The organism is Microbacterium galbum (assembly GCF_032464915.1).
Taxonomy (GTDB): domain Bacteria; phylum Actinomycetota; class Actinomycetes; order Actinomycetales; family Microbacteriaceae; genus Microbacterium; species Microbacterium galbum.
The window spans coordinates 1,094,044-1,117,272 of the sequence record NZ_JAWDIS010000001.1 but is presented as its reverse complement, the minus strand read 5'-3'; the positions used below and the strand labels follow the sequence as shown (position 1 = coordinate 1,117,272).

Sequence of the window (23,229 nt, the reverse complement as noted above, 5' to 3'; positions counted from 1 at the left end):
TAATCCGATGAGCAGCTCTTCCGCCCCCGGCGTCGACGCGTCGTCGTCGACGCCCGTCGCCAAGCGGTCCGTGGGCGACCTCGCCCGCGCGGCCGTCTCGGGCTGGCTCGGCACCGCGCTGGAGTTCATGGACTTCCAGCTCTACTCGCTGGCCGCCGCCCTGGTCTTCAGCCAGATCTTCTTCGCCGGGGGCGACGCCGCGATGGCGGTCGTGCTGGCGATGGCCACCTACGGCGTGGGCTACGTGGCCCGCCCGGTCGGCGCGTTCTTCTTCGCCCGCATCGGCGACAAGATTGGTCGCAAGCAGGTGCTGTTCTACACGATCCTGCTCATGGGGGCCGCGACGACGCTGATCGGCGTGCTACCCACGTACGAGCAGGTCGGCATCCTCGCCCCGATCCTCCTCGTCATCCTCCGCCTGGCCCAGGGCTTCGGCGCGGGCGCCGAGATCTCGGGGGCGGGCGTCATGCTCGCCGAATACGCCCCCGACAACCGTCGCGGCGTCGTGGCCTCGCTGGTCGCCCTGGGCACGAACTGCGGCACGCTGTTCGCCTCGGGCATCTGGGCGATCCTGCTCGCCGTGATGATGGAGAGCGACGTCATCGCGTGGGGGTGGCGCATCCCCTTCATCGGCAGCGCGATCATCATGCTCTTCGCCCTGTGGGTGCGCTTCAACCTCAAGGAGAGCCCGGTCTTCGAGGAGCGCACCGATGTCGTCGACGGCAAGGCGCTCTCGCGCGCCGAGCTGCAGAAGGTCGCCACCGAGACCAACGACATCCGCACGCTCGAGTCGCTGCAGAAGAAGCCCCTCAAGGCCGTGCTCGTGTCGTTCTTCCTCCGCTTCGGCCAGGCCGGCAACTCCGGCATCGTGCAGACCTACCTGATCTCGTTCATCACGATCACCCTCGCCATCTCGAAGGAGGTCGGCCCCGAGATCGTCATCGTCTCGTCGCTGATCGGCTTCGTCACCATCCCCGTGGTCGGCTTCCTCGGCGACAGGTTCGGCCGCCGCCGCATGTACATCGTCATGTCGGCGCTGTCGCTGCTGCTGATCGTCCCGACCCTGCTGCTGATCAACTCGCGCGAAGTGGGTGCGATCTTCGTCGGCTACGCGCTGATCCACAACATCTCGGTGCTGGGTCTGGCGTCCATGGAGAACATCTCGATCCCCGAGATCTTCGGCGCCCGCAACCGCTACACCCTCACCGCCGTCGTCCGCGAGATCGCCGCCATCATCGCCACCGGTATCGGCCCCGTCGTCGCCGCCGCGTGGGTGGCCGCCGCCACGGGCAGCATCGTCCCGATCATGGTGCTCATGGGGGTCTTCACCGCCTCGGCCCTGGTCGCCGCGATCGTCGCCCCCGAGTGGACCGGTCGCGACCTGACCGACCCGCGCGCCGCGATGTGACCGCGGGGCGCGACGCCCCGCACCCCGGGCGGGCTCGTGACGGCGAGCCCGCCCGGCATCCCTCTTCCCTCCTCGAGAAAGACCCCGCATGAGCATCGAATCCGTCGACGTCATCGTCACCAGCCCCGGCCGCAACTTCGTCACCCTGAAGGTCACCACCAGCGACGGCGTCGTCGGATGGGGGGATGCCACCCTCAACGGCCGCGAGCTGTCGGTGGCGTCGTACCTCTCCGACCACCTCGCCTCGATGCTCATCGGCCGCGACGAGGACCGCATCGAGGACACCTGGCAGTACCTCTACCGCGGCGCGTACTGGCGCCGCGGACCCGTGACCATGGCCGCGATCGCCGCGGTCGACATGGCGCTGTGGGACATCAAGGCCAAGAAGGCCGGGATGCCGCTCTACCAGCTGCTCGGAGGCGCGAGCCGCGACGGCGTGCGCGTCTACGCCCACGCCTCGGGCACCGACTTCGCCGCGCTTTCGAACGCGATCACCGGCTACCGCGAACTCGGCTTCACCGCCGTGCGTGTGCAGACGGGCGTCCCCGGCCTTGGCCAGATCTACGGCGTCTCGGCCGCGGGCCCGGGCGTGCGCTACGACTACGAGCCGGCTAAGCGCTCCGGCGACCGCCCCGCCGAGGAGACCTGGGACACCCGCCAGTACCTCAACCACATGCCCGGGGTGTTCGCAAAGATCCGCGAGGAGTTCGGCACCGACCTGCGCCTCCTCCACGACGGTCACCACCGCATGTCGCCGATCGAGGCCGCCCGCTTCGCGAAGGACGTCGAGCCCTACGACCTCTTCTGGCTCGAGGACGCCACCCCCGGCGAGGACCAAACGGCGCTGCGCCTCATCCGTCAGCACTCGACGACCCCGCTCGCGATCGGCGAGGTCTTCAACACCGTGTACGACTACCAGACGCTGATCACCGAGCGCCTGATCGACTACGTGCGCTCGGCCGTGACCCACACCGGCGGCATCACCGCGATGAAGAAGCTCCTCGACTTCGCCGCGATCTACGGCATCCGCTCCGGCATCCACGGCCCCACCGACATCTCGCCCGTCGGAATGGCCGCTGCCCTGCACCTGGATCTGGCGATCCACAACTTCGGCATCCAGGAGTACATGCCGCACAACGAGCAGACGCTCGAGGTGTTCCAGACCTCGTTCACCTTCGACAAGGGCTTCCTGCACCCCGGCGACCAGCCCGGTCTTGGCGTCGAGCTCGACGAAGAGGCCGCCGGCGCGTTCGAGTACACGAAGGCGTACCTGCCCGTGAACCGCCTCCTCGACGGGACCGTCCATGACTGGTGAGCTCCCCTCCCGCACCGTCGCCTCGAAGCTCGTCGTCGTCGCCCGGGCGTCCGCCGCGTCGGATTACGTGCCGGTGCTCGCCGCTCTCGCCGAGGCGGGCGTGCAGAGCGTCGAGCTGACGCTCACGACGCCGGGCACCTTCGACGCCTTCGCCGACCTGCGCTCGTCGTTCGACGGCGACCTCGGCATCGGCACGGTCACGAACCTCGATCAGCTCGAGCGCGCGATCGCCGTCGGCGCCGACTACGTCGTCACCCCCATCACCTCGACCGCCCTCGTCGAGCGCGCGGTCGCCGCCGGCATGCCGATCGTCCCGGGTGGTCTCACTCCCACCGAGCTGTTCGCCTCGTGGTCGGCGGGCGCCTCGGCGGTGAAGGTCTTCCCGGCCGGACAGGTCGGCCCGGGGTACCTGAAGGACCTGCGCGGACCGTTCCCCGACATCGCCGTCGTCCCCTCCGGGGGAGTGGATGCCGACTCCGCGGCCGCGTGGCTCGCCGCGGGCGCCGTGGCCGTCAGCGTCGGCGGCCCGCTCCTCGGCGATGCGTTCCGAGGCGGCGACCTCGGCGCGCTCCGCGACCGGGCGAGGCGGTTCGTGGAGGTGTGCGCGTCGTGACGCGCGTCGTCACCCTCGGCGAGACCATGGCGCTCGCCCGCACGACCGAGATCGGCTCGCTCCGGCACGCGTCGGGGCTCGTGCTCGGCATCGGTGGGGCCGAGAGCAACGTCGCGGTCGGGCTGCGGCGCCTCGGCGTCGATGCGTCGTGGCTCGGTCGGGTCGGTGACGACCCCCTGGGCGAGCGGATCGCGCGCGAGCTGCGCGGGGAGGGCGTCGACGTCCACGCTCTCATCGATGCCGGAGCGCCCACGGGCCTGATGATCAAGGAGCGTCCGTCCGCGGCATCCACCGCCGTGCACTACTACCGCCGCGGCTCGGCGGGGTCCCGCGTGAGTGCCGCCGATGTGCCCGACGGGTGGGTCGAAGAGGCGGCGCTGCTGCACGTGACGGGCATCACGCCGTTGCTGTCCGACACCGCCCGCGCCACCGTTCTCGCGGTCGTCGAGCGGGCCCGCGACGCGGGCGTGCCGGTGAGCTTCGACATCAACTACCGTTCGGCGCTCGCCGCCCCCGAGATTGCGGGGCCGCTGCTGCGCGAGATCGCGGAGCACGCGACCCTCGTCTTCGGCGGCGTCGAGGAGCTCGAGCTGCTGGGGCCGGATGCCACCGCCTCGCTCCTCGCGGAAGGGGTCGCACAGGTGGTCGTCAAGCGCGGCCCCGAGGGGGCCGCCGTCTTCACTCCCGACGGCGTGACCGAGGCTCCGGGCTTCCTGATCGAGCCGCTCGACACCGTCGGCGCGGGAGACGCCTTCGTGGCCGGCTATCTCAGCGCCTGGCTCGAGGAGCGGTCGGGCGCGGACGCCCTCGTCCGGGGCAATGCCTGCGGGGCGATGGCCTGTCTCGTGCCCGGCGACTGGGAGGCGGCCCCGACGCGGCGCGACCTCGAGCGCTTCCTCGTCGGCGGTGGGGATCCGGTGCGGCGCTGAGCGTGACAGTCGCGCCGCACTGAGCGGTCCGCGGCCGATCGGTGCGCGGCGGGTGCGGGGCGCCGGGGATGCGGTCGTGTCGGGATGCGATCGAGGCGGCGGAGGCGTGGCCTCCTCGCCCGCTGTCAGTCCTGAGCGACCCTCGCCGCGATGTCGGTGCGGAACTGCCCGCCCTCCAGGCCGATGCGCTCGAGCCCCGCGTAGGCGGCCTCGCGCGCCTCGGAGAAGGTCGTGCCGGTCGCGACGACGGAGAGCACGCGTCCGCCCGTCGCGATCAGTTCGCCGTCGCGGTCGGCCGTGGCCGCGTGCGCGACGTGCACGCCGTCGACTTCCTCGGCCTCGTCGATCCCGGTCAGCACGCGGCCGGTGATCGGCGCTTCGGGGTAGCCCTCGCTCGCGAGCACGACGGTGACGGCGGTGGCCTCGGCGAACGCCGGGCGGGGCTCGTCCTTGAGCGTGCCGGATGCCGCGGCCAGCAGCAGGCGCGACAGCGGGTCGACAAGGCGCGGCAGCACGACCTGCGTCTCGGGGTCGCCGAAGCGGGCGTTGAACTCGATGACCTTGACGCCCTGCTCGGTGAGGATGAGTCCGGCGTAGAGGAGCCCGATGAACGGGGTGCCCTCGGCATCCATCTGCCGGATCACGGGCTCGGCGATCACGCGCGTGACGTGGTCGACGAAGGAGTCCTCGTCGCCGAAGCGGTCCGACAACCAGGGCAGCGGCGAATACGCGCCCATGCCGCCGGTGTTCGGGCCCTCATCGCCGTCGCGCAGGCGCTTGAAGTCCTGCGCGGGGCTGAGGGGGGCGACGTGATCGCCGTCGCTGAGGAAGAAGAGCGAGACCTCGGGCCCGGAGAGGAACTCCTCGATGAGCACGGCACCGGTGGGCAGGTACGTCTCGGCGTGGGCGATCGCGGCGGCGCGGTCACTCGTCACGATCACGCCCTTGCCCGCGGCGAGGCCGTCGGCCTTGACCACGTAAGGCGCCCCGTACGCGTCAAGGGCGGCCTCGACGGAGGCGAGGTCGTGCGCGCGCGCCGAGCGTCCGGTGGGCACGCCCGCGGCATCCATGATGCGCTTGGCGTAGGTCTTGGATCCCTCGAGCTGCGCTGCGGCCCTGCCCGGACCGAAGACCGGGATGCCGTGTGCGCGCAGCGGATCCGCCACGCCCGCGACGAGCGGGGCCTCGGGTCCGACGACGACGAGGTCGATGGCCTCGTCCTTCGCGAAGGTCAGCACCGCGGTGGGGTCGAGGGGGTCGAGGCCGACCAAGTGCGCCTCGCGCGCGATGCCGGCGTTGCCCGGCGCGGCGAAGATCGCGTGCGAAGCCTCTTCGGAGCGCAGGGCGAGGATGATGGCGTGCTCGCGCGCGCCCGAACCGAGGACCAGGATTCTCACGCGGCCAGCCTACCGAGCGGCGGGCGTCGGCTCCGGCGAGGGTTCGCGGGCGCAGACTGCGTGATGCGCGGACCTCGGTCGGCAAGGGCGCGGGGGAGCTGAGTTCGCGCAGATCGCCGACGTCATGCGGGGAGCCGCACAGGAACCGCCGCGCCCCGATCGCAGCGCCCCTGCCCGCCCCCTTGGGTCGTCCCGCCGCTCCGCCCGTGGCGTCGCCCATGGCCCGCCCCCGTCGCCCCCGAGTAGCGTGGATGCCATGCCTCCCCGCCGTATCGAGACCGGAGACGGACGCGCCGCGCTCGCCGCCGTGGCCGCCGGAGACGCTCCCCGCCCGGCGACCGCCACCGCGGTGCGCTACCTGCTGCAGCTGCTGGCGGAGAAGGCGCCGGGCAACTCCGTCGAGATGCGCGTACCGCCCTTCGGCGCCGTGCAGGTGATCGAGGGCCCGCGCCACACCCGCGGCACTCCGCCCAACGTCGTCGAGACCGATGCCGCGACCTGGATCGCCGTCGCCACCGGCGAGGAGCACTGGACGGATGCCGTCACCGCCGGCCGCATCGTGGCATCCGGGGTGCGCGCCGACCTGAGCGCGCTGCTTCCCCTGCGGCCGTAGGCCCTCGGCCTCCATCCCTGCCCTCTCCGTCCGGCCCGCCGCCGGTGCCTCGACGCCGAAGAACCCGACCCGCTCGCGGCGCAGCGGTGGGAGAATGTGCCTATGTCCGACCAACCCGCTCCCGAACGACCGGTGTACGTCCGCGACGACATCGAGACCGTCACGGTGCGCCGCGCCCCCAAGTACGGCGTCTTCTTGGCCGCGGGTGCCTTCCTCGGCATCCTCGTCGCCCTCATCCTCACGGTCGCCATCGACGGCAGCGACGTGAGCCCCTACACGCAGGTCGTGTACTCCGAGATGCAGGTCTTCGGCTTCACGGCGCTCATCTGCGTCGTGGCGGGAGTGGCGGTCGCCGCGATCGTCGCTCTCGTCTTCGAGCGCACCCTCGGCGCACGCACCCGCCAGGTGATCGTCGACCACGAGCAGTTCGAGGTCTGACCCTCACGCCAGTTCGGCGATGATCGGGTGGATCGCGGTGTCGAACGCGACCACGTCGCTGCGCAGACCGTCGGTCACCGCGACGGTGAGCGAACCGATCCACCACACGCCCCGCTGAGCCAGCGGCAGCACCTGCACGTTCAGCTCGAACGAGTGCGCCCGGCGGCCGACGACGCGCTCGTGCGCCGCGATCGCGCTCGCGTACGCGCGATACGACACCCCGGGGCGAGCCGCGGATTCCCGTGCGTAGCGATCATGGGCGAGTCGGGCGAAGTCGACGGCGTCGTCCGCGTGCCGGGCGATGGCCCTGCGCAGCACATCGGCGCCCTCCACCGGCAGGGCGACGAGGGTGTCGAAACCATCGACCAGTTCGAGCGGCACCGGTGAGGGGTGCGCCTGCGGTTCCACCGTCAGCGCCCAATAGCTCCGCCACTCGCGCTCGAGCTGCTGCTGGGCGGCATCCGTCCGCTCGTCGATCATCGGCGAGGGAACGCGCCGGAGTGCGGGCAGCTCCTCCGGAGAGCGGATGCCGAGCGCCTGTCGCAGATAGAGCGCGACGAGCACCGGCTGAGCCGCGTCTTCGCGGATCACCCATTCCGGCTGGCCGCCCGTCATGGCGCCATTGTAGGGAGGCGCGGCGGCGGGTGGGGCGGGCCTTGCGTCGAGCCCGGAACACCCGCGCGTGTCACCCCGGGTAGTCTGTTGCGGTGGCCTCCGCTCCCCACGAAAACCCGTACTCCGCCGCAGGCGTCGATACCGCCGCCGGAGATCTCGCCGTCGAACTGATGAAGTCCGCTGTGCGTCGCACGCACGGCCCCGAGGTGCTCGGGGGCGTGGGCGGCTTCGCCGGTCTCTTCGACGCCTCCGCGCTGCGCGACTACGCCAAGCCGCTGCTCGCGACCAGCACCGACGGCGTCGGTACCAAGGTCGCGATCGCGCAGGCGATCGACAAGCACGACACGATCGGCGAAGACCTCGTCGGCATGGTCGTCGACGACATCGTCGTGGTCGGTGCGCGTCCGCTGTTCATGACCGACTACATCGCGTGCGGCAAGGTCGTGCCGCAGCGCATCGCCGACATCGTCGCGGGCATCGCGCGCGGCTGCGCCATGACGGGCACCGCGCTCGTCGGCGGCGAGACCGCGGAGCACCCCGGTCTGCTCGGCGTCGACGACTACGACGTCGCGGGAGCCGCGACCGGCGTGGTCGAGGCCGACCGCGTCCTCGGCGCCGACCGCGTCAAGAGCGGCGACGTCGTGCTGGCCCTCGCATCGAGCGGCCTGCACTCCAACGGCTACTCGCTCGTGCGTCACATCATCACGGGCGCCGGCATCGCCTACGGCTCGGCTTCGGCGGAACTCGGCGCGACCTGGGGCGAAGCGCTCCTCGAGCCCACGCGCCTGTACACCTCGCCGCTGCTGCGTCTGCTCGACGACGCGGCGGTCGGCTCCGGCATCCACTCGCTCAGCCACGTCACCGGCGGCGGCATCGCCGCGAACCTCGCGCGCGTGCTGCCGCAGAACACGTGGGTCGACGTGGATCGTTCGACGTGGAGCCCGTCGCCCGTGTTCCGCGTGCTCGCCGACATCGGCGGACTCGACCTCACCGCGACCGAGGGCACCTGGAACCTCGGCATCGGCTTCCTCGCCGTCGTGGCGCCCGAGATCGCCGATGCCGCGACCGCGGCGCTCACGGCCGACGGCATCGCCACCTGGCAGGTCGGAGTCGTCCGCGACGACCAGCGCCCCGAGGGCGACTACGAACAGGGCGCGAAGGGCGTCGACGGCGGCGCCGTCCGTCTCGTCGGAACCTACGCGGATGCCGGTCACCCGGCGAACGGAGCGAAGTAACACCCCATGTGCGGCATCGTCGGCATGGCCGGGCAGGGCCCGGTCAACCAGGAGATCTACGACGCGCTCCTCCTCCTCCAGCACCGGGGACAGGACTCCACGGGCATGGCCACGGCCGAGTCCAGCGGCGTGTTCCACATCCACAAGGCCCGCGGCCAGGTGCGCGAAGCGTTCCGCACGCGCGACATGCGCGCCCTCCTCGGCGACATCGGCCTCGGGCACGTGCGCTACGCGACCAAGGGCACGGCATCCAACGAAGAAGAGGCGCAGCCCTTCTACGTCAACGCCCCCTACGGCATCGTGCTCGTGCACAACGGCAACCTGACGAACACGCGCGAGCTGACGACCGAGCTCTTCCACAAGGACCGTCGTCACCTCAACACCAGCAGCGACACGGAGCTGCTCGTCAACATCCTCGGCTCCGAGCTGCAGTCCGAGATCACCGGACCCGACCTCGACCCCGCGCAGGTCTTCCGCGCGGTCGGTCGCGTGCACGAGCGCGTCGAGGGCTCCTACGCCTCGATCGCGCTCATCGCCGGCTACGGGCTGCTCGCGTTCCGCGACCCGTTCGGCATCCGTCCGCTCATCCTCGGCAAGCGCCCCGCGGCGCAGGTGCCCGGCGGTGAGCCGCGCGACGAATGGATCGTGGCATCCGAGTCCCTCGTGCTCGAGAACGGCGGCTTCGAGGTCGTCCGCGACGTCGAGCCGGGTGAGGCCGTCTTCATCACCCTCGACGGCACCCTGCACGCCCAGCAGTGCGCCGAGAAGACGATGCTCGCGCCGTGCTCGTTCGAGTACGTCTACCTCGCGCGCCCCGACTCGGTCATGAACGGCGTCTCGGTGTACGAGACCCGCCTGCGCATGGGGGAGCGGCTCGCCGACACGGTCGCCAAGTACACTCCCGCGGGCGCCATCGATGTGGTCATGCCCATCCCCGATTCGGCACGTCCGGCGGCGATGCAGGTGGCCCGAAAGCTCGGCATCGAGTACCGCGAGGGCTTCTACAAGAACCGCTACGTCGGCCGCACGTTCATCATGCCCGGGCAGGCGGTGCGCAAGAAGAGCGTGCGCCAGAAGCTCAACGCGATGTCGACGGAGTTCCAGGGCAAGAACGTCCTCCTCGTCGACGACTCGATCGTGCGCGGTACCACCAGCCGCGAGATCATCCAGATGGCTCGGGATGCCGGGGCCAAGAGCGTCACGTTCGCCTCGGCCGCACCTCCCGTGCGCTACCCCCACGTCTACGGCATCAACATGCCCTCGCGTCACGAGCTCGTCGCGCACGGGCGCACGATCCCGGAGATCGCCGAGGAGCTCGGCTGCGACTACCTGGTGTACCAGGAGGTCGAGGACCTGAAGGCCGCCATCATGGAGGGCACCGACCTGGTCGACCTCGACATGAGCTGCTTCGACGGGCGCTACGTCACGGGCACCGTGTCGGAGGAGTACCTCGCCTGGGTCGAGGGCAGTCAGGAGTCTTGACCCCGGCGAGAGCGGCGGGAACGCTCGCACTGGTCGCTTCGGCCATCGTGCTGCTCGCGTTGACGCTGCGCATCGCCGTCGCGTCGTTGTCGCCACTGCTGCTGATCATCGGCCGCGACTTCGCGCTCCCGGCCGCGGTGGTCGGTCTCATCGGCATGGCCCCTCCCGTGGCGTTCGCGCTCGCCGGCATGGTCGCGCCCGCCATCGAGCGCCGCCTCGGTCTCGAGCGCAGCGTGCTCATCGCCGCCGTCGTCGCGGCGGTCATGCTCGGCCTCCGGGCGGCCGTGGTCGACGCGTGGACGCTCCTCGCCGCCACGGCGGGGGTGTTCGCGGCGGTCGGCGTGGCCAACGTGCTGATCCCCGCGGTCGTGAAGAAGTACTTCCCCGAGCGCATCGGCCTGATGACCACCGTGTACACGACCACGATGGCGGTCGCGACCTTCACGCCACCGCTGGTCGCGGTCCCGCTGGCCGACGCTGTCGGGTGGCGCGGATCGTTCGCCGTCTGGGCCGTCGTGGCGCTCGCGGCCGTGGTGCCCTGGATCGCGATGAGCCTGCGGGCGCGGGCCTCCCGCGCCGACATGGTGGAAGAGCCCCGCACCTCGGTGCTGTCGCGCGTGGTGCGCGTGCCGCAGACGTGGGCGCTCGTCGTCACGTTCGCGGTGAACTCCTCGATCGCCTACGGCCTGTTCGCCTGGCTCCCGCCCCTGCTGATCGATGTGGCGGGGGTGGATGCCGCCACGGCCGGCGGTCTGCTGGCGCTGTTCGCCTTCATGGGGTTGCCGGTGTCGCTCGTCGTTCCCCTGCTCGTTCAGCGCATCGGTCGGACGACGCCGTTCTACGCGGCGGCCGTGATCTCGGGTCTGCTCGGGGCGGGCGGCCTGCTTCTCGCCCCGACGGCGGCGACCGTGCTGTGGGTGGTGCTGATCGGCATCCCGCCCCTGCTTTTCCCGATGGTGCTCGTGCTCTTCGGGCTGCGCACGCGTGCGCACGAGACGGCGGTCGCCCTGAGCGGTCTCGTGCAGAGCGTCGGCTACGGCCTGGCGGCGCTGATGCCGCTCGCGATCGGCCTGACCCACGAGATCACCGGCGGGTGGACCGCGGCCCTCGTGCTGCTCGGGCTGGCGGTCGCGTGCGCCGTGCCGGCGGGCATCGTCGTCGCGCGGCGCGAGAGCATCGAGGACGCGTGGGAGCGCCGCACCGGGCGCACCTGGTGACGGACGCCACCGGGCGTGGTCATCGAGAGGTGCACGTGCGAACGGCGGTGACGATGTCGTCACCGCCGTTCAGCGTCGAGGGTCGGCGAATCGCGTTGTCGCTCACCCGACGCTGAGGCGTCGGCGCGTGAACGAAACGAGCGGAAGGCGTCAGGCCTTCTCGTCTTCGTATTCGTCGGAGTACTGGTCGGCCCACTTGTCGACGTACGCGTCTTCACCCGCCGCGGGTGCGCCGAGCTCGCGCTCGAGCGCCGAGTAGTTCACCGAGTAGGTGTCGTACTTCAGCTCACGGGCGATCTTGGTGTTCTTCGCCTTCTGACGGCCACGCCCCATGCGAGACCCCCTCACGATCGACGTCGAGGGCCGCATTGCGGGCCCTGCGTATTGCGGTTCCGGACCGAGCCGGTAAGAGTAACAGCCAGGATATCACGGCGCATTCCGGCCCAGCCGTCCGGCCCGAGAGGGCGCGGATGGCGGGCGGCTCGGCGCCGGTGTGGCGAGAGGAGCAGGCATGACCGAACAGTCCCGTTCGCACGGCGCCGCGGGAGCGGTGATCGCCGGAGTGGTTCCCGGGCAGTCGCCGCGGGTCGTGCGGGAGGCGGCCCGCTACGCGGCGCTCGCGGGAGCGCCCCTCGTGGTCGTGCACGTCGACACGACCCGGTTCGTCGCGTTCGAAGACCCCGACGGCTACGTGCACTCCTCCACGGTCGATGTGGCGGGTGCGGCGTCGAAGGCGGCGCTCGAGGAGGTGCGCCGCGCGGCCACCGAGGCCCTGGCCGGCGACGACGTGAGCTGGAGCGTGCAGCAGGAGATCGGTGACCCCGCGCTCGCGCTGATCCATCTCGCGGACCAGCTCGAGGCCTCTCTCCTCGTCGTCGGCACGCGCAAGCGCGGGCTGGGCGAGTCGCTGCGGGAGTTCCTCACCGGATCCGTCGCGGCTCGGCTCACGCATCGTCAGCGCCGACCGGTGCTCGTCGTCCCCGTGGGCGAGCCGGCCGGCGCCGACGATCAGCTGCCGTGGGAGTGACGCCCTAGCTCCGCAGGGCGTGCGCGACGGCGTCCGACGCCCGTTGCAGCGCCTCTTCGATCCCGTCGACCCCGGATGCCGAGAGCTCGCCGCCCCGGGCGACGTGCGCGCGGAGCTCCGAGCGCACGCGTCCGCGGAACTCCGTGATCGCCGCGTCGGCGCGCGACAGCTGCTCACGGCTGCGCGAGCGGGCGTCGTCGGCGGGAGTCGTCTGCGCCTGTTCGCGTTCCTCGCGGGAGGCGGCGGCGAGGTCGGCGCGCAGGCTGCGCATCGCGTCGCGGACGCTTCCGCGCACCTCGTCGGCGATGAGCCGGACGCTGTCGGCGAGTCCGGCCTGGATGCCCTCCAGGTCGCCGGAGCGCTCGGCGACCTCGGCGCGTCCGGCATCGGTGATCTCGTAGACGGTCTTGCGGCCGTCGACGGTCTTGGTCACCAGCCCCTCTTCCTCGAGCTTCGACAGGCGCGGGTAGATCGTGCCGGCGGAGGGGGAGTAGGTGCCGCCCGTGCGCTCGGACAGGGCCTGCATGAGGTCGTAACCGTGGCGGGGGGCCTCGTCGAGCAGGCTGAGGATGTACAGGCGCAGATCGCCGTGGGAGAAGACGGGGCTCATCACCACTCCTCCTCTCCGGCGAGCTCCTCGGGGCGCAGGCCCGAGATGCCGCGGCGTAGCACCGTGATCTCGCCTGAGACGGTGTTGGCCCGGACGTCGACGAAGCTCCCCGCGAGGGTGCCGGTCGATCCCGAATAGGTGGTGGGGCCCTTGCCCGAGCGCACGATGCCGTCGATCTGCACGCGGCCGCTCACCGAGCGCGAGACGTAGTTCGCCGGGAGCGACCGATCGAGCCGGATGGTCGCGGTGCCGCTGACGGAGTTGAGCGAGATGGACTGGGTGTGACCGCTGGAGTCGACGAGCATCGCCCCCGAGACGGTGTCGATCGAGGCCTTCGTGATGCGGCCGGTGGCGGCGACGTCGCCCGAGACGCTGTTGGCGCTGAGCGCGCCGTCGAGCTCGCGCACCTGCAGGTCACCGGAGACGGCGTTCAGGTCGACGTCGCCCTCGATGCCGTCGACGATGATGTCGCCCGAGACGGTGTTCAGGCGCACGTCGCTGCGCAGGCCCGCGACCAGGGCGCTCGCGCTGACGACGCCGAGCGTGAGGGCGACGGTGCGCGGCACGGCGACGCTGATCTCGGCCTTGGGGCCGCCGGCACCGAAATTACGGAAGACCTCGAGGAAGTTGTCCCACCGCAGCTGGGGGTGGTCGATCTCGAGACGGCCGTCGACCATCTCGATGCGGAGGTCTTTGACGGTGACGCCGTGCACCTCGATGCGGGCGTCGGGCTCGTCATGGGCGATCACGTCGACCTGCCCGCCGACGAGGCCGATCTTCAGTTCGCGCAGGGCCGCGACGTCGATGACGCGCGTCTCGCCCGGATGGACAATCCATTTCTCCATGGTCTGGTCTCCTCACTCGCGATATATCGCGTTGAGTCGAGTATCGCGATATATCGCGTTCGAGTCAACCCCCGCCGCGTGGGCGGTGGCGGCGTCCGGTGGTTTCGACGCGCTCAGCCACCTCTCGGTGCAGATGGTGACGTCCGGTGGCTTCGACGGGCTCAGCCACCTCTGTGTGGGCGTGGCACTGGGCCTCGCCATTCGCTCCGCGCCGCTCCGGAGTTCCCTGAGCCTGTCGAAGGGACCGGGACCCCCGGAAACGACGGATGCCACGCCCTCGGTGAGGACGTGGCATCCGGGGCGGGAAGACCCGCCGGGAGTCGAGGACGACGCGCACCCGAAACGCGTCGCTCCTCGATGAGGTCAGACGGGCTTGCGTCCGCTGATGAGACGGAACAGCAGCACGATGAGGGCGATGAGGCCGACGATGATGGCGATCCACAGCAGGAAGTTGGCCGCCTGGCCCAGTCCGCTGAAGATGGCGATGACGATCGCGGCGACGATGATGATGATGAGGAAGATGTTCATGGGGGGCTCCTTCTTCCCCGCGCGATGGCGCGGGACCTGGCGAGTAGGTCCATCCGCTGCGCTCCGCGCGAACGCCGCACGCACCGGATGATCGGTATCCACCGTGCCACCGGTGAGGGGCGCTGTCGGTGGGGTTGACGCTGCGCGAAACCGGCTGGTAGCCGCGTGGTTGTCAACCCCGCGGACGCCGCGACGGGCGCGCCCGTAGCGTCGGATCCTCGACGGAAGGAGACGGCCATGCCCCAGGGGCGAGGATCCAACAGCCTGAAGGACCCCGAACTGTACGAGGAGTTGCGCGCGCAGGGCGACTCGAAGGAGAAGGCGGCCCGCATCTCGAACGCCGCCGCCGCGCAGGGACGCGACAGCATCGGTGAAAAGGGCGGCCACGCCGAGAACTACGAGGACCGCACCGTCGACGAGCTGAAGAAGCGCGCGAAGGAACTCGGCATCACCGGCTACTCCGGCAAGAAGAAGGCGGAGCTGATCGACATGCTCCGCTCGCACTGACGCGAATGGCGCGACTGATCCGCGTCCGGCCCTACGAGGATCCGGGGTATCGCCGGGTGCGCTCGGGGTCGGGGTTCCGCTTCGTCGATCACACCGGGGCGGCCGTTCCCGACCGCGACGCCGAGCGCGCGCGCGGTCTCGTCATCCCGCCCGCGTGGCGCGAGGTGTGGATCGCGCGAGAGCCCAACGCCCACATCCAGGCGGTCGGCACCGACGAGGCCGGGCGGCGCCAGTACACGTATCACGCCGACTGGTCGAAGCGTCAGGACAAGGGCAAGTTCTCCCGTGCCCTGCAACTCGCCGAAGCCCTCCCGCGCGCTCGCGCTCGCGTGACGCAGTCGCTGCGGCGCAGCGACATCGATCGGGAACGCGTGCTGGCGGTGTCGTTCCGCCTGCTCGACCTGGTCGCGCCCCGCGTCGGCAACGCGCGCTACTTCGTCACGAACGGCAGCCGAGGGCTCACCACCCTCCAGCGCAGGGATGCCACGGTCGAGGGTGATCTCGTCCGGCTGTCGTTCCCGGCGAAGAGCGGCAAGCGCGCCGATCTGCGCGTGCACGACGCCGAACTGGCATCCCTCATCGGAGAACTCGCGCTGGGGCGACCGCGAGCGGCGCTGCTGAGCTACAAGCGCGGACGGCGACGCGTTCCCCTCACGCCGGGCGACGTCAACGCGTACGTGCGCTCCCTCACCGGAGGACCCTTCAGCGCGAAGGACTTCCGCACGCTCCGCGGCACGATCATGGCCGCCGAATCGCTCGCGAAGGTGGGAGCCGTCGGCGGCAAGAACGAACGCAAGAAGGCCGAGGTCGCCGCTGTCCGCGCGACGGCGGAGGCGCTCGGCAACACCCCCGCCGTGGCGCGGTCGAGCTACATCGATCCGCGCGTCTTCTCGCTGTACCGCAAGGGCCGCACGATGGAGTTGGGCGGATCGAAGGATGCCGCGATCAGACGCCTGATCCTCGGGGAGTGACGACGGCACGCGTGCCCGCACCGGTCGTCGAGCGTCTCCGGGACACCCGGACGCCGCGGAGGATCGGCCGGGTACCGTGGGCGCTCGACGACGGTGAGCGGGCCGGACGTGAGCGAAGGCCGGCGGGCGCCGGGGGAACGCGGCGGCGGCGTAGGGTGGCGCGGTGAGCATGTGGCGTGACGCGGTCCTCGTCGCGGTGGGCGGTGCCATCGGCACGGCCGTGCGCGCGGGACTCACCCTCGGTCTCGGCGACGACCTGGGTTCCGCCCTCGTGCCGATCATCAACGTCGTGGGGGCGTTCGCGATCGGCATCCTGTTCGGATGGCGGGCCCGGATGCCGGAGTCCTTGCGCGCGCAGCGCGTGCAGCTCTTCATCGGCACGGGGGTGCTGGGCGGGTTCACCACCTACAGTGCGCTCGCCGTGGAGTCGGCCGACCTCGCGCTGCTGTGGTGGGGAGTGGCGACGGTCATCGTCGGCACCGCGGCCGCCTGGGGCGGCGTGCTGCTCGGGCGCGGGGGGCGCGCACGATGACGCCCCTGGTCTTCGTCGCGGTCGCCTTCGCCGGCGGCGTCGGCGCGGCGCTGCGATACCTGCTCGACGTCACGATCCGCCGCCGCACGGGCGAGCGGTTCCCGTGGGGCATCCTCGTCGTCAATCTGACCGGCGCGCTGGCGCTCGGCATCCTGAGTCCGCTCCCGGCGGACGAGGCGTGGCGCTGGATCCTCGGCACGGGGCTGCTCGGGGGGTACACGACCTTCAGTGCGGTCGCGGTGACCACCGCCCTGCTCGCCGAAGAGGGGCGTACGCGGGCCGCGGTGTCGTACGCCCTGCTGTCGTTCGTCGGGTCGGTGCTCGCCGCCGCCCTCGGCCTCACGGTGGGTTCGCTGCTCTGAGCCGCGCCGGGCCGCGGAGGGGCATGGGATACTGGCTTCTCGATACACCCCTGTATCGAATCGTGATCCCGGAGGGTCCTTCGTGTCGTACCTGGCCGTTCTGAGCCTGAAGAACCGTGCCCTCATCGCCCTCGTCACGATCGTCGCGGCGATCTTCGGCGGCCTCGCGCTGACGAGCCTCAAGCAGGAGCTCATCCCCTCGATCGAGTTCCCCCAGCTCGCGATCGTCACGACGTACCCGGGCGCCTCCCCCGAGGTGGTCGAGGCCGACGTGTCGACGCCCGTCGAGAACGCGATCCGCGGGGTCGAGGGTCTCGAGTCCACCACCGCGACCAGCACGACGAACTCCTCGATCGTGTCGGCGTCGTTCACCTACGGCACCGATCTCGCCGCGGCGCAGCAGAAGATCCTGGCCGCGATCGCGCGCATCAACGATCAGCTGCCCGAGTCGGCCGACACCACGGTCGCTTCCGCCAGCATCGACGACTTCCCCGTGATCCAGCTCGCGGTCACCGGCTTCACCGACGCGCAAGCCACGCAGTCGATCCTGCAGAGCAGCGTCATCCCCGATCTCGAAGACGTCGACGGCGTCAACGGCGCCCAGATCGTCGGCGGCACCGGCCAGCGCGTCACCATCACCCCCGACACGACGAAGCTCGGCGACCGCGGCTTCAGCCAGCAGGCGATCACCGACGCCCTCGACGCGAACGGCGTGCTCTTCCCCGGCGGCTCGCTGACCGAGGGCGATCAGACGCTCACCGTCCAGACGGGCACCAAGCTCACCAGCGTCGACGAGATCGCCGCCCTTCCGCTCGTGCCGACGGATGCCGCGCAGTTCCAGGCGGGGCAGACGACCATCGGCGACGTGGCGTCCGTCGAGCTGCAGACGGACCCCGTGACCACCCTCTCGCGCGTCGACGGCCAGCCCGCGCTGACCATCGCCGTCACCAAGCTCCCCGCGGCCAATACGGTCGACGTCTCGCGCGGCGTGCTCGCCGCCCTGCCGGGTCTCGAGTCGCAGCTCGGCCAGGGCGCGACCTTCACCGTGGTCTTCGACCAGGCGCCGTTCGTGACGCAGTCGATCGAGGCGCTCGCGCAGGAGGGGCTCCTCGGTCTCGTCTTCGCGGTCGTCGTGATCCTGATCTTCCTCATGTCGGTGCGCTCGACGCTCGTCACCGCGATCTCGATCCCCACGAGTGTGCTCATCACCTTCGTCGGGCTCCAGGCCTTCGGCTACTCGCTGAACATCCTCACGCTCGGCGCCCTCACGATCGCCATCGGCCGCGTCGTCGACGACTCCATCGTCGTCATCGAGAACATCAAGCGGCACTACGTCGGCGACGCGGAGAAGATCCCCACCATCATCCGGGCCGTGCGCGAGGTCGCGGCCGCCATCACGGCATCCACGATCACCTCCGTCGCGGTGTTCCTGCCGATCGCGTTCGTCGGCGACGTCACGGGGGAGCTGTTCCGCCCGTTCTCGCTCACGGTGACGATCGCGATGGCGGCGTCGCTGCTGGTCTCGCTGACGATCGTGCCCGTGCTGGCGTCGTGGTTCCTCAAGCCGGGGAAGGTCGTGCGGGATGCCGAGGGCAACGCCATCGACCCCGAAGCGGCCGACGCGCCCCCCTCGCGTCTGCAGAAGGCCTACGTTCCCGTGCTCAGCTGGACGCTGAAGCACTCGTGGGTGACCCTGGGCCTTGCCGTGCTGGTGCTCGGTGGCACGCTCGCCTCGGTGCCGCTCCTCAAGACGGACTTCCTGGGCGACTCCGGCCAGAACACCTTCACCGTGACGCAGAAGATCGGATCCGCCCCGAGCCTGGATGCCGAGGACGCGGCCGCGCAGAAGGTCGAGGCGGTGCTGCTCGACACCGAGGGCGTGCAGACGGTGCAGACCTCGATCGGCTCCAGTGGTTCGGCGCTGCGCGACGCCTTCTCGGGAGGCGGTTCGGGCATCACCTACTCGATCACCTCGCAGTCGGGCACCGACCAGGTGGAGCTGCGCGAGCGCGTGCGCACCGAACTCGAGAAGCTGACGGATGCCGGTGAGATCGAGGTCTCCGCGCAGGGGAGCGGGTTCGGCTCGACCGACATCACGGTCGACGTGACCGCGCCCGACGCGACGACGCTGCAGCAGGCGAACGACGCGGTCGTCGCCGGTCTCGACGGACGCGACGGCATCGGCCAGGTCACCAGCAGCCTGTCGGCCTCGCTGCCGTTCGTGTCGGTGCGCGTCGACCGCGACGCGGCCGCCGAGCGCGGCCTCTCGGAGCAGACCGTCGGCGCCCTCGTGTCGGGCGCCCAGCAGCCGCGCCAGGCGGGCACGGTCGAGCTCGACGGTCGGGGCGTGACGGTCTACCTCGCGACGGCCAACCCGCCGCAGACCATCGACGATCTGCGTGCCCTCGAGATCCCCAGCGCCCGGGGCGCCGTGCGCCTCGATGAGATCGCCACCGTCGAGCAGAGCCAGACTCCGCCCTCGATCACCACCGCGCGGGGACTCCGCACGGCATCCGTGACGGTCACCCCCACGACCGACGACCTCGGCAGCTCTTCCGCGAGCGTGAACGCGGCCCTCGCCGACGTGCAGCTGCCCGAGGGAGCCACCGCGAAGGTCGGCGGGGCCGTCACCGACCAGCAGGACGCCTTCGGTCAGCTCGGTCTCGCGCTGCTCGCGGCGATCCTCATCGTGTACGTCGTGATGGTCGCGACGTTCAAGTCGCTGCGCCAGCCCCTCGAACTGCTCGTGTCGGTCCCGTTCGCCGCCACCGGCGCCATCCTGCTGCTGCTGGTGACGGGCGTGCCGCTCGGCGTCGCCGGGATGATCGGGGCGCTCATGCTCGTGGGCATCGTCGTGACGAATGCCATCGTGCTGATCGACCTCGTCAATCAGTACCGTGCGCGCGGGCTGAGCGTCCACGACGCCACGATCGTCGGTGGGGCGCGACGTCTCCGGCCGATCCTCATGACGGCGCTCGCCGCCATCTTCGCCCTGGTGCCGATGGCCCTCGGCATCACGGGCCACGGTGGGTTCATCTCGCAGCCGCTCGCGGTCGTCGTGATCGGCGGCCTCGTGTCGTCGACGTTCCTGACGCTGCTCGTGCTGCCGACCCTCTACAACCTCATCGAAGGAGCGAGCGAACGTCGACGGGCGCGGCGTGCCGCGCGCGACGAGGCGTCGTCGCCGTCGGTGGGCGCTGCGCCGATCGCGGACGACGGGCACCCGCTGAGCCGACGCGAGCTGCGCGAGAAGCACTGACGGCGCGCGGGCCCGCGGCGGGGCTCGCTCCGCTCGTCACGGCGGTGCGTCCGCGGCGCGGTCCGCACCCGCCCGCCTGAGCGACGATCGCGGGGCGGGCGGCGGATGCCGCGGGGCCCCGCGCCTCGAGGGGAGCCGAGGTCGTCGCGGCGTCGTCGCGGGCGTTCGCCCGAGTGGCGGTTGCGAGCGACCGCGTCGAGTGGGGGTCGGTCGTGGTCGCTCCCGCGCGAGGGCCGCGTGCCGAGGACGCCGCAGCGGAGCGGAGCCGGTCTGCGCCGACCGAGCGCATCGACGAGCCGCGGTCGATGCGTCCTTCGGCGCGGGCCGCGAGCGATGAGGCGGGGCGGCCGGCGAGGAGGGCGAGGACGCTCATGCGACGAGCGGTACGACCCGGGCCGCTGACGCGCGGGGAGCGGGTGCGCGACACGGACGCGGCGGCGGTCGTCGAGGAGACGACGCCGAGGGAGCCGGCCAGACGGCGGCTGCGCGCGCGGCGACCCGCGAGGTGGGCGCCGGAGCGCGAGGAGTCCGCGTGCGCGGGAGTCACGGCCCGTGAGGCGGCGCCGGCCAGTACATGCGTGAACATTCCCGACCAGGCGAACATCGCGGTGCACGAGATGGTCTCGAACAGAGCGAGATTGATCGTCGCCGAGACGAAGAGGGCGATCGAGACGACCAGCCACACGGTGGCGATCACGGTGCTCACCGCCATCCGCTTGCCGAGGCGGTTGAACATGATCGGCGCGCTGATCAGGAGGGCGAGGAAACCGAGGACCATCGAGCCCGCGACGCGATCGTGGAGGTCTTTGTCGGTGTTCAGCGGAATGCAGCCGACGAGAGCGAGATTGACGCCGACGACATTCAGGCAGATGAATGCCACGGTCGCAGCCCCTCGGCGCACCGGTCCCCGGCCGAGCCGACGGACGTCGCGGCGCACGCAGAACGCGAAGACCACGACGATGACCCCGCTGACCTTGAGCGTGGTGTTGAAGAACGCGCTCGAGAGGTCGCCGAAGATTCCCAGCTGGCTGAAATGCAGCTGCCACCACAGCGGGTCGCTCGTCGTCGCGATCGCCAGCAGCAGGCCCGTCACGAGCACGGTCAGTGCGGCGGCCCCGACGTGCAGCGACGGGAGAGAGCGCAGACGGCGGGTGAGGCCGGTCAGGTGCGGCGTCGACAGGGAGAAGGGGACGGCGGAGCGGAGCGCGCTGCTCATGATGGGGGATCTTTCCTCGTGACGGAACGAGGATCCCCCCACATCGCGAGACCCTCGGCCCCCGTCGGCTCATTCGGGTATGAACCGGGGCGAACCTTGACCCTTTGCCGCCCCCGGCCTTGACGGAAATCCGTCACGACGAATGGTATCGTTCGCGTCGCCCAAATAGGTACGGGGTTGTCCCAGCTTTCCCCAGGTCATATGCGAGATTTTATGTCCCCCAAATGGGGGACAAGGACACCTATGCCGAGAAGCGAACTCCCCATTCCCGGTGGAGAATGTCTCCCGGTTCGAGCCGTTCGAGATCGTCCCCCGTGGCGAAAGCGTTCGCGGGCGCCGTCATCGGCTCGATCGCGACGGCGAGGGAGTGGCCGGGGTAGCGGTCGGTCGTGAACACCTGCGCCCAGCGGAACCCCTCGTCCTGCCAGAGCTCGACGCGAGCCCCGTCGGGGGCGGTCAGGGTGTGGTGCGCGAGGCCCTCGGCATCCCTGTCCAGGCCTCGATAGCCGTTGTCGAGAGCGGCGTCGCCCAGGCGCACGCCCGCGCGCAAATCGGTGCCCGCGCCCACGGGGACCTCGTCGACGGGGATGTTGCGGTCGTCGAGGACGAGCGTCGTCGTGCCGGTCGAACGGACCACGAGGTCGGCGGTGGGAACCCCGCCGATCTGCAGGTAGGGGTGCACGCCCAGCGCGACGGGAGCGGCCGTCGCTCCGACGTTCTCGATGTCGTGGGCGACGTGGAGTCCGTCGTTCCGGAGGGAGAAGGTCACACGGGTGCGCAGGTGGAACGGATAGCCGGTCTGCGGGACGACGTCGGCTCCGAGCACGAGTCGTTCGTCGGACTGCTCGATCGGCTCGTACGCGCCGAAGCGCAGCAGGCCGTGGCTCGCGTTGCCGAACTTCGGCTCGCTGATCGCCAGCTGCAGGTCGGCGCCGTCGAAGGAGTACCGGCCGTCGCGGATGCGGTTCGGCCACGGGACGAGGACCACCCCGGATGCCGCGGGCGTCGGCACGTCATCGGGGTAGCGGGGCACGAGGTCGACGCCGTCGACGGTGAGCGCGCGCAGAGCGGCGCCGACCTGGGCGATCTCGGCGGAGGAGTGCGCGCCGCGCAGGTGGAAGCGCCGGCCGGTGGGATCAGCGGTCATGACGAGGCCTTTCGGGAGCGGGGCGGACGCTGCAACCACGGACGGAGCAGCCGGGTGACCCACGGCAAGACGGCGTAGGTCATGACGGGGGTGAGCATGAGGGTGGTGGCGAGCACGCGCAGGGGCAGGGGGATCTCGGCGAACCCCGGGACGAAGCCCAGCAACCACGACGCGAGGAGGTTCGTGGGGAAGAACCCGACCCAGATCGTCACGGCCTGCTTCCACCGAGGGGGAGCGGGGGGCACCGGCTGCTGCACGGGGGAGGTCGTGGCATCCGTCGGGGCGAGGACCGAGCCGAACGCGGCGTCGAACCACCCCTCGATGCCGGTGCGCCGCTCGGTGCGCTCCTCGCGCGCGAACGGGCGCCCGGAGTCGAGCCACCATTCACGCTGCGAGGAGGTCTCCCACTGCTCGAGCGTGGTGATGTCGCGGAAGCGGTACAGCATGTACCAGAGGTCGCTGTCCTCGCCCGCGCGCACCCAGCCCGAGCCGAGGAAGCCCGGGAACGCGGTCGCGAGGTCGGTGCCGGCCTGCATCCAGGAGGTCGCTTCGGCGGTGCGCGTCGGGTCGATGCGCCGCTCGATCGCCACCGTGATGGGGTGGGCGTCGGTGTCTGCCATGCGTCCATCTTCGGTCCTGTCGGCGCTTCCGTCGGCACCGGCCGTGACGAGAACAGGCGATGTCGCGAGAACAGGGGGCTCTCCGCCGAATCGGCCTGTTCCGGTGGCATCCCCTGTTCTCGTCGCACGCGGCGACCCGGGGCGTGGATGCCATTCCCAGGCGCGGGCTGTAACGTGGGGCGGTCGGCTCTGGACACCGCGTGTGATGCGCGGATGGGTTTGTGAGTCCAAGGGGCCGATGGACAGGACGCGATCGCGGCCTCGACCATCATCAGTGAATGGCCCCCGGCCGACGACAGTCCGGGTATCTCACCGCCACGAGCGGTGTCGCTGTTTCGCGCGA

General features: G+C 70.9%; 23 protein-coding genes and 1 pseudogene. 15 read left to right on the top strand and 9 right to left on the bottom strand.

The features are described from left to right. Positions 1–7 precede the first annotated feature (7 nt). The 4 genes from RWH45_RS05270 (at position 8) to RWH45_RS05255 (ending at position 4,265) form a co-directional block, all read left to right on the top strand. Positions 8–1,408 (top strand): MFS transporter, encoded by a 1,401-nt coding sequence (locus RWH45_RS05270; protein WP_315993828.1) that lies wholly within the window; start codon positions 8–10, stop codon positions 1,406–1,408. A gap of 88 nt (positions 1,409–1,496) precedes the next feature. Continuing rightward, the gene (manD, locus tag RWH45_RS05265) at positions 1,497–2,723 is read left to right on the top strand and encodes a D-mannonate dehydratase ManD (RefSeq protein WP_315993827.1); all 1,227 of its coding nucleotides are present in this window, start codon (positions 1,497–1,499) and stop codon (positions 2,721–2,723) included. Further along, entirely contained in the window at positions 2,713–3,336 is a 624-nt protein-coding gene (locus tag RWH45_RS05260; RefSeq protein WP_315993826.1) for a bifunctional 4-hydroxy-2-oxoglutarate aldolase/2-dehydro-3-deoxy-phosphogluconate aldolase, read from the top strand. Before manD ends, RWH45_RS05260 begins: the two co-directional genes overlap by 11 nt. Continuing rightward, on the top strand, positions 3,333–4,265 hold the full coding sequence (locus RWH45_RS05255; RefSeq protein ID WP_315993825.1) for a sugar kinase: 933 nt from the start codon (positions 3,333–3,335) through the stop codon (positions 4,263–4,265). Before RWH45_RS05260 ends, RWH45_RS05255 begins: the two co-directional genes overlap by 4 nt. A gap of 125 nt (positions 4,266–4,390) precedes the next feature. On the opposite strand, the gene purD is transcribed toward RWH45_RS05255, so the two are convergent. After that, complete coding sequence (gene purD, locus RWH45_RS05250; RefSeq protein ID WP_315993824.1) at positions 4,391–5,662, bottom strand: phosphoribosylamine--glycine ligase; 1,272 nt, start codon at positions 5,660–5,662, stop codon at positions 4,391–4,393. A gap of 256 nt (positions 5,663–5,918) precedes the next feature. On the opposite strand from purD, the gene RWH45_RS05245 reads away from it, so the two are divergent. Together RWH45_RS05245 and RWH45_RS05240 are read left to right on the top strand one after the other, a co-directional pair. Further along, entirely contained in the window at positions 5,919–6,275 is a 357-nt protein-coding gene (locus RWH45_RS05245; protein ID WP_076673345.1) for a sterol carrier family protein, read from the top strand. Between the two features lie 102 nt (positions 6,276–6,377). Next, positions 6,378–6,713 carry a potassium transporter Trk gene (locus RWH45_RS05240; protein WP_315993823.1) on the top strand — a complete coding sequence of 112 codons (336 nt, stop codon included), beginning with the start codon at positions 6,378–6,380 and terminating at the stop codon, positions 6,711–6,713. A 3-nt stretch (positions 6,714–6,716) separates the two neighbouring features. On the opposite strand, the gene RWH45_RS05235 is transcribed toward RWH45_RS05240, so the two are convergent. Then, positions 6,717–7,328: a zinc-binding alcohol dehydrogenase gene (locus RWH45_RS05235; RefSeq protein WP_315993822.1), complete on the bottom strand. Its 612-nt coding sequence runs from the start codon at positions 7,326–7,328 to the stop codon at positions 6,717–6,719. A gap of 92 nt (positions 7,329–7,420) precedes the next feature. Here RWH45_RS05235 and purM point away from each other — a divergent pair, with 92 nt between their 5' ends. The 3 genes from purM to RWH45_RS05220 are packed head-to-tail and all read left to right on the top strand — an operon-like array spanning position 7,421 to position 11,262. Continuing rightward, positions 7,421–8,563, top strand: a complete 1,143-nt coding sequence (gene purM, locus RWH45_RS05230; RefSeq protein ID WP_315993821.1) for a phosphoribosylformylglycinamidine cyclo-ligase — start codon at positions 7,421–7,423, stop codon at positions 8,561–8,563. 6 nt (positions 8,564–8,569) lie between these two features. Continuing rightward, a complete protein-coding gene (gene purF / locus RWH45_RS05225) occupies positions 8,570–10,045 on the top strand; it encodes an amidophosphoribosyltransferase (RefSeq protein WP_315993820.1) in 1,476 nt (491 codons plus the stop codon). Beyond that, positions 10,042–11,262, top strand: a complete 1,221-nt coding sequence (locus RWH45_RS05220) for an MFS transporter (RefSeq protein ID WP_315993819.1) — start codon at positions 10,042–10,044, stop codon at positions 11,260–11,262. The genes purF and RWH45_RS05220 overlap by 4 nt, the downstream gene beginning before the upstream one ends. A 150-nt stretch (positions 11,263–11,412) precedes the next feature. On the opposite strand, the gene RWH45_RS05215 is transcribed toward RWH45_RS05220, so the two are convergent. Then, complete coding sequence (locus RWH45_RS05215; RefSeq protein WP_116537293.1) at positions 11,413–11,595, bottom strand: DUF3073 family protein; 183 nt, start codon at positions 11,593–11,595, stop codon at positions 11,413–11,415. 178 nt (positions 11,596–11,773) lie between these two features. Between RWH45_RS05215 and RWH45_RS05210 the strand changes: the two genes are divergently transcribed. Beyond that, entirely contained in the window at positions 11,774–12,289 is a 516-nt protein-coding gene (locus tag RWH45_RS05210) for a universal stress protein (protein ID WP_315993818.1), read from the top strand. Positions 12,290–12,293: 4 nt separating this feature from the next. Here RWH45_RS05210 and RWH45_RS05205 read toward each other — a convergent pair whose 3' ends face one another. The 3 genes from RWH45_RS05205 to RWH45_RS05195 form a co-directional block, all read right to left on the bottom strand. After that, positions 12,294–12,899 carry a PadR family transcriptional regulator gene (locus RWH45_RS05205; protein ID WP_315993817.1) on the bottom strand — a complete coding sequence of 202 codons (606 nt, stop codon included), beginning with the start codon at positions 12,897–12,899 and terminating at the stop codon, positions 12,294–12,296. Further along, positions 12,899–13,744 carry a DUF4097 family beta strand repeat-containing protein gene (locus tag RWH45_RS05200; RefSeq protein WP_315993816.1) on the bottom strand — a complete coding sequence of 282 codons (846 nt, stop codon included), beginning with the start codon at positions 13,742–13,744 and terminating at the stop codon, positions 12,899–12,901. The genes RWH45_RS05205 and RWH45_RS05200 overlap by 1 nt, the downstream gene beginning before the upstream one ends. A gap of 363 nt (positions 13,745–14,107) precedes the next feature. Next, positions 14,108–14,272, bottom strand: a complete 165-nt coding sequence (locus RWH45_RS05195) for a hypothetical protein (protein ID WP_298870623.1) — start codon at positions 14,270–14,272, stop codon at positions 14,108–14,110. A 237-nt stretch (positions 14,273–14,509) separates the two neighbouring features. Between RWH45_RS05195 and RWH45_RS05190 the strand changes: the two genes are divergently transcribed. From RWH45_RS05190 to RWH45_RS05170, 5 genes are all read left to right on the top strand, one after another. Continuing rightward, entirely contained in the window at positions 14,510–14,779 is a 270-nt protein-coding gene (locus RWH45_RS05190) for a DUF7218 family protein (protein WP_315993815.1), read from the top strand. Between the two features lie 5 nt (positions 14,780–14,784). Then, entirely contained in the window at positions 14,785–15,750 is a 966-nt protein-coding gene (locus RWH45_RS05185; protein ID WP_315993814.1) for a DNA topoisomerase IB, read from the top strand. A 169-nt stretch (positions 15,751–15,919) separates the two neighbouring features. Further along, positions 15,920–16,282, top strand: coding sequence for a fluoride efflux transporter FluC (locus tag RWH45_RS05180; RefSeq protein ID WP_315994593.1), 363 nt, complete (start codon positions 15,920–15,922; stop codon positions 16,280–16,282). Further along, the gene (crcB, locus tag RWH45_RS05175) at positions 16,279–16,644 is read left to right on the top strand and encodes a fluoride efflux transporter CrcB (RefSeq protein ID WP_315993813.1); all 366 of its coding nucleotides are present in this window, start codon (positions 16,279–16,281) and stop codon (positions 16,642–16,644) included. The genes RWH45_RS05180 and crcB overlap by 4 nt, the downstream gene beginning before the upstream one ends. Positions 16,645–16,726: 82 nt before the next feature. Continuing rightward, a complete protein-coding gene (locus tag RWH45_RS05170; RefSeq protein ID WP_315993812.1) occupies positions 16,727–19,903 on the top strand; it encodes an efflux RND transporter permease subunit in 3,177 nt (1,058 codons plus the stop codon). Between the two features lie 589 nt (positions 19,904–20,492). Here RWH45_RS05170 and RWH45_RS05165 read toward each other — a convergent pair. The 3 genes and pseudogenes from RWH45_RS05165 to RWH45_RS05155 all read right to left on the bottom strand — a co-directional run. Beyond that, positions 20,493–21,119 (bottom strand): annotated as a pseudogene (locus RWH45_RS05165) (DUF998 domain-containing protein); the annotation flags it as partial. A gap of 241 nt (positions 21,120–21,360) precedes the next feature. Further along, positions 21,361–22,266, bottom strand: coding sequence for an aldose 1-epimerase family protein (locus tag RWH45_RS05160; RefSeq protein WP_315993811.1), 906 nt, complete (start codon positions 22,264–22,266; stop codon positions 21,361–21,363). Beyond that, a complete protein-coding gene (locus tag RWH45_RS05155; RefSeq protein ID WP_315993810.1) occupies positions 22,263–22,886 on the bottom strand; it encodes an antibiotic biosynthesis monooxygenase in 624 nt (207 codons plus the stop codon). The genes RWH45_RS05160 and RWH45_RS05155 overlap by 4 nt, the downstream gene beginning before the upstream one ends. Positions 22,887–23,229 lie beyond the last annotated feature (343 nt).